Source organism: Neochlamydia sp. TUME1, assembly GCF_000813645.1.
Classification (GTDB): Bacteria; Chlamydiota; Chlamydiia; order Chlamydiales; family Parachlamydiaceae; genus Neochlamydia.
This window is the reverse complement of the sequence record NZ_JRXI01000130.1, coordinates 1-6,929: the sequence shown is the minus strand read 5'-3', so window position 1 is coordinate 6,929 and position 6,929 is coordinate 1. Positions and strand designations below refer to the sequence as shown.

Here is a 6,929-nt window from a genome sequence, read left to right as displayed (position 1 = left end):
AGATGGACCCTAGCAAGAAACCATCAGAGGGTATCATAAGAGGGTGCAGCTACCTTTAATCCTATTAGATCAGCAAACCAGCTGGCCCTTATTTCTGCAAAATGAGCAATCTCAGCCACGGTATTACATCCTGCTAGATATCCAGAAAGTGTAATCAAAAACAAATACCCTATAGGATAAATACATCGCTTGCTTATGCGAGGATCTGGAAAATCTGCAAAGTTAGATCTTACCATTTCTCTAAATCTCTCTAAATCAATCTCTTCTTGCAAATCAACAAAATTTTTATCAATGGCTTTCCTTCTGGGCATTGTTACCTCCTTCTTTTAGAAAGAAGATAATTCTAGATTTATGTATCATTTGTCAAATCTTTCTCATCAAAACACCCTGATCTAAAAGGCTATTTATTGATACCTCTTAAACCTAACGAAGTAGTACTATTTAATAGATGATTAAGCAAATATAAAGTTTACGAATTATTTTACTTGCTAGGAAATTAATTGATACTTCCCCATGCCTACTTGCGCCGATCCCAATCTTGTTTGCTCATGATTCAGACCTAAGTGCTTGATAATAGTATTGATAAAAGTAATTTCGGAAGTTTCTGTTGTAAATAAATGCTTTCGTGGTGGATAAGTTGTTATTGAGATAAGTTGACACGGTTTTTATGTATAAAACAAGCTTATTTTTACTAGTCAGTGCTCAAAGCTTTTCCTTCGGCTTTTTACCTTCTTCTGTTGTAATAGTTTTCAAACTTTGCCAAGTTGGCATATGGATAGAGAATAATCAACTACAAGTGCAAGAAAATTCACATCTAACTTACCAAAAAAGCATACAATTTACTAAACAAGCAAGCAAATTGAAGATATCGTTGTTTAAACTTATTTAAGAGGATATTTACTATGAATAATGTAACTGCACCTTCGTCGTCTAAAACAGTGCATCCTTCTTCTGCAAGTTCAGAGACTATTAAAGTCTCTCTCGATTCCAACCAGGTAACCAAGAGCTTAGAGGATTATCAAATAAAACAGCAAGAAAGTCGAGCTAAAACATATGAAGCATTTAAAAACAGTTTGAAGCCTATGCAAGTAGCAGAAGAGGTAAAAAATGCTGTTCTTGAAGCGCGAATAAGTAGTGTGGTTGATACATTATTTCAACCTATTAGTAAATTAGCTGATAAAGTAATGCCCGGCACCTCTCCTTTAGTAAAAGGTGCTATCACAACAAGGAGTAAAAAATTCATAGAAGCAGCAAAAAGTGCTACTAAGTTTCAGACGTTCCCTGATCCAAAAAAAACTATTGACTATCCTGAAGACACTGCATCTCCTTGTCCTCCATGCTCCCCATCTTCTGAATCTACTATAACATCCGAAGGATTACATTTACAAATAAACATTACTTGTCAGGAATTAGGAATTTCTAAAGAGGAAGTACAGCTTCTACTTGATAATAGCTTAACACAAAGTAATCAAGTCATGCAACAGTTGCACAGTAGTGTTGAAGAAGTACATAGTTGGATGAAAGCTGAAAAACAGCAAGCTGTCCAGAAACAGCAGTTACAAAATTATAACCAAGCTATCGATTTTTTAGACCAATTAGGTGGAATGACAGGGTGTAAGGAATTACAAACAGCAGCCCAGGGAGCTAAAACAGTTTTTTCTATTTTTACCGCTGTAGATCAATTAAGCAATTTGAGTAGCGCAGCGCTGAGCGTGTTAGGACCTAGCGCCGTCTTAGGCCCGGTAGGAATGATTGGAGGTGCCGCCCTGGCTTTTATTAGCTTGTTTATGAGCGGAGGGCCCGACCCCACGCAGCTTGTCCTGGAAAAATTAGGGTCTTTATCTGAGCAGCTAGGGGATTTACATAAGTCCATGAATAAGCAATTTAAACATGTTTTTGAAGGACAAAAAGTTATTTTAGATGCGATTAAAGAAGGCTTCCAACAGCTAAAACATCAACAACTACTACTAAATAGCGAGGTGCGTGTGGAGCTTGGAAGCTCAATCCAAGCTTTGCAATCTAGCATTAATTTGCTATTCAAACAAACTTCTCAAAATGTGCAAGATCAATTGTTGTTTGGATTCACCGATTTGTGCAGTTCAGCAGATAATTCTCTTCAAGGGGTGGTGAGCATTAAAGCCAGGAAGCGTATTCCCGTTTTAATGGAGTCTCTTGTAAATTGGGCTAAAGCTCATGCTGCAAATCCCATTCTTACTGGAGAAGGTTTTTGGAATATCTGGAGTAACGATGGAAGCCTTGAAGCAGATCAGCGTTTACCTAATCATATCAACGAGTATTTAGATTTTGAAAGTGTTCCTCATAAATTAAATTCATTGATAGGATTTTTAGCTTATTATGCTGTTGAAAAAAGAAACCAAGCAGCAGAATCAACGGCTTCATTTAATAAGATTGTGAATCCTTGGATATGGTATCGAGCAATAGATAAATATTTAGCGTTGAAAAAAATGTTTATCAACTTTGATCCCGATTTAGACAATAGATTATTAGAATCCGTTCTACACATCGGCCAGAATGGCAAAAAAATGATCCTGGAAATTCAAGATAATTCTGTTTTTTGGGAAGTTTTAATTAAAGATTATTATGATAGCTTGGAGGCTGTAAAAAAAATCTGTCCTTGCTTACTCTCAATCCTATAATCAAAAATTTTTAAAAGAATGCACGGATGAGCATAGAAAGAGAGAAAACCCTAATCTTACGATTCCAATAATTGATTTTTTATATACTTCTGCGCAAATTGAAGAATTTATTAATCAATTTACATCAGGGAACATCAATTTAGGGAACATCAATCATGTAGAAGGAAGTATTGAACCATGCGACAATTCCGGGGAAACGTGTCCTCCATATGGAATGAATGCTGAGCATGAAGAGCTTCTTGAAAAGGGACGTGTTGAGAAGACAATAGCAAAGATGCATGAAGTATACTTTGAAAAAAAAACTTTGGCTTTAAAAAAGATTGATTTAAAAGATAAGAAAAACATTTATAAATTTGTCAAACTTTCTTCTCCATATATTTGTGCAGAATTTCTAAGAATTATATCTTTCAGAGCTTGCCAAGCTAAATCCATTAAAGGTGTAAAAGTCTCTAATATAATTCTTGTACCTAGGCGGGGTGGGAAAGGATGGCTAAAAGGTAACAATGTATGTAAAAATGAGGAGGGTTCTATTTTAGTCCTAGATCCTCCTATATCCGCTCACCATATGAACCCAAATCCACATTGGCAAATGGCTATTGCCATTCATCAGGTGAATCAAGCTGGTAAACAAGAATTACTGCAGACAGTAACTTTTCAAGGAGATTGGAATGGATTGGAAGGTATCAATGTAGAAGCAAAACATTTTGGGGAAATGGAATTAGATGGACGCAAACCTTGCATGCATAAATTCAAAGATCACGGACAAAAAGAAAAATATGGCAACCATTTATTAGACTTTATCGAAAATTATTGGGAAAATTCTGATAGCCGAACAATTACTTTGAAGAAGAAAAAAAAATTACACACCAGAAAGGAAAGTGAACTGAAAGATAATATTAAAAAATTTTTCTTTCTACATAGACAAAGGATAGCTACAGGATTATTAGAAAATACCGGCTCTATTGATCAGCAAAATTTTGAAAAATCATTGCAGCGGTTGGATATGCATGTAAAACTTCTTAGAGCTTTTTTACTGCTAACAGGAAAAAGCGTTAAAGGGAGCCCTTTCGAGACACTACTTAATCAAAAGGCAATTAAAGAACAACTTAAGACTTACTCTACTTTGGACCCTACCTCTTATGCCAATCACCTAGATTCTTCTCTACTACCTTGCGTGTGGGATAGTTTAAATGAGTCTCCTCGTATACTTGATTTCTTACAAGTAAGCAAATTAAGTCCTCTTGCTCTTGCCCCTTTACACCCTTTGCGCTTATTTGAAGTAGGTATTAATGATTTGCAAATATATAAAGTTTGGCAAACGCTTTATTTGCAGGAATTTCCGGAATATAAGCGATTCAACTCGCTTGAAGAATACCAAGTAAAATGTACGGTCTTACAAAAGCAACTTTTTGCTAAGGAAAGTTATGAAATGTTCAAGGAGCTTAATGCAGAACGTTTCAATGATGCCAAATTTAAAATAGAAAAGTATCTACGCTATTTTGGAGCCCTTACCGCTAAAGAATATAAACAAATTTACTTTGATACAGCACGATGGGCTATTCAAAAATCTACTAGTAAAATTGCAATAGGTCATTATGCTGATGACTTTAGTGAGGTAAAAAGCATCGATGATATAAAAAATCAGCAGAAGATTCTCTTTGCCTTACCTAGAGGTTGGGATTGTAATATCGGCTATCTCTATCAATACGCTATCAGGATCGGATGCTGTCCTATAGAAAATTGGCAGCCTACCAATTTTACTATGTGGGCAGATGGCTTTCAGAACTTCATGCGCTTAATTTATAATGATAAATTGAAAGAAGTAGCTAGGAAAGCTCAAAACTCTAAAAAGCATCGCTTAAAAACTCTTAAGGATATCTTAAAAGTAGGCCAGGACTTGCAGGCAATTATCTATACGGTCTGTCTTTCAAATAGGTTATTCGAGGGACTTTTTGACCATTATTTAAGTATTCTCGGCAAGCTTATTACTGAGGTAACGACTAAGGGGAATTATCAAGTAATAGAAAAAAAAATGACGACTAAAAAAATAAACGATACTTTTCCAAGCAAATATCAACAACACGATCCAGCCATCTTATTAGCTTTAAAAGGAGGGTTTACTTTAGAGAAGCTAAATGCTAGTGCTTTAATTTTACAAACTTTTCTCGAGCTGGTTTTTGCTTCTGACTTACAAGATGATGAAACTCTTAAGTTTAAACTTCGATTTAAAGACAAAGAGGGCATGTATACCTACTTAGCGCAGAAGAATAAAGCCCTTGAAAACCGTTTACCTATTCTTCATTTATTAAAAGAGTATCAAAATTATGTGCAAAAAGCCAAAGAACGAGTTAATGTACGACTTTCCTACGGAAAGGAGCTGTTAAGTATATGGTACTATCTGGAAAGTAATTTTAATCGCAGGGCTCTGCATTGTTCAGAGTTAGAAATTTTTTCTAAAATATGGGGTAAAGTCTTAACTCCTGAAAAGCTAGATCTGATTGCCGACTTTCTTTCTATACATCCTCAACTGACTAAATTAAAATTTTGCCATCTTCAATTTGAGGATGAAATTTGCAGGGAGAAAAAAAATCAAGTTCAAACAGGGGCGATACAGCCGAACTCGGAGCTTGTAGAGCTTTTAAAAATAATTAAAAATTATCCAAATATAATAGAAATTCAGATAAATGGAAGCAAAGTAGGCGAGCAAACTAGGCTGATGCTTCAACACACAGAAAAGGCAGTTTCGGTTTTTTTTACCGATAAGCCAGAATCTGAATATGCTATAAATCTAGAAATACAAGAAATGCTCAGATTAGCATTTGCAAGCGATAAAGTAAAAAGACATCCTTTAAAAGAAGATTTATCTGTTAATTCTCCTTTATCGTTTTACTTACCTCTAAAGCTTCCTTTTGGTCCATCTCTTTTAACTCATCTTATAAATTTAGGTAGCCAAGCACAAAGGGGGCTTGAATATTCAATCGCCTCAAAGAAATCTAGAAACTGGCTTATTGAGCATAAGAAAGAGATGCAAAAAGCACTATTAGTAAAACCATCTTCAACATTCCCAAGGACGCGTTTAGCAAAGAAAAAGCTATTTAATCCTGTAAAATTAACACAAAGCGTAGGTTGGTCAGATGGAATGGAAGGACAAATTATTGATGTATCTGGTTTCGGAAATAGTTGTGGATTGTTTGCATTGGCTCTAGGAGTAAAATTAGCTCATGCGGTAGGCAACAGTAAAAAATTTACAGAAGAAATTCCCCCCTTCATATTTGACCTAGATGGTAAGTTGCTAAAAAATACAAATTACCATGCAACCGAAAAAATTAAAAGCATAGATACCCAATTAAGAGAGGAGTTAATTAAAGCTTTTAAGGTGAGCAATGAATATAAAAGCCTTCGGCAAGAAAGCTTCATTTCTTGTTGCTTAGACTACATCCAAGGATATCGCCTTCCAATAGATATGGAAGCTTTTACTATAAGTAACGAGTCAATTTTAGCTAAATTAAAAAATGAATATCTTCAATATCGCTTAGTTATCGAACAGGAAGAATTGAATGAAATATTGAAAGAAATTGAGGGAATTGAAATAGAAGTTGATGATATTAGCGTGATACGTGCAAAAATCCATAAAAAGTTAGAGGAGGGTGTTGGAGAAATCACAGAAAACTTCTTTTCAGAGCTGCTTTCTCAGTATTGTAAAGATGAACCGGACCAAGTAAAATCTTACATTATAATTTATAAGTTATATGCCGCAGCCTGGGTGGAAGTAAGACACAAAAATGCTGATTTACTTCAACTGCTGGGTCACAAAGGTACTAAATACTTAGAAACATTACTGACAAGATTTTCAAGTAAGCAAAATACCCATACAGAAAAATTTATATCAACGTTAAAATTATTTGGTATATTAAAGTCTACACAGTTTAACAGCCAAGGTGATAAAGTTGTAAACGCTGCCATAGATATTATAAATCAAAATATTACCTACTTTTTTGTGCTTAGTCAGATACAAGGACAATGGAAAAATATTTTCGAAAATTATTGTCAATATGTCCGCGAAAAGGCACCTATGCTATCTGCTGATGAATTGGGATGCTTGGCTAATAAATGGAAAATTCGATTAGATATTCGAATGCCCACAGGAGAGTTTTATAGTAATAATGCCGATACTAATGAGAGAATGTGGGTTAAATTGTGTAATCCCTCTGAAATTCATTGGCAAGTATATATAGATGGATTCGTATAGACTTTTGGTAAAAAATTATTTGT

At 34.9% G+C, this 6,929-nt stretch carries 3 protein-coding genes; 2 read left to right on the top strand and 1 reads right to left on the bottom strand.

The features are described from left to right. Nucleotides 1–23: 23 nt before the first annotated feature. Entirely contained in the window at nucleotides 24–311 is a 288-nt protein-coding gene (locus DB41_RS06000) for a transposase family protein (protein WP_039385446.1), read from the bottom strand. A gap of 591 nt (nucleotides 312–902) precedes the next feature. On the opposite strand from DB41_RS06000, the gene DB41_RS05995 reads away from it, so the two are divergent. Further along, nucleotides 903–2,657 carry a hypothetical protein gene (locus tag DB41_RS05995; RefSeq protein WP_039385444.1) on the top strand — a complete coding sequence of 585 codons (1,755 nt, stop codon included), beginning with the start codon at nucleotides 903–905 and terminating at the stop codon, nucleotides 2,655–2,657. Between the two features lie 214 nt (nucleotides 2,658–2,871). Then, nucleotides 2,872–6,906, top strand: a complete 4,035-nt coding sequence (locus tag DB41_RS05990; protein ID WP_039385442.1) for a hypothetical protein — start codon at nucleotides 2,872–2,874, stop codon at nucleotides 6,904–6,906. The last annotated feature ends 23 nt before the right edge of the window (nucleotides 6,907–6,929 follow it).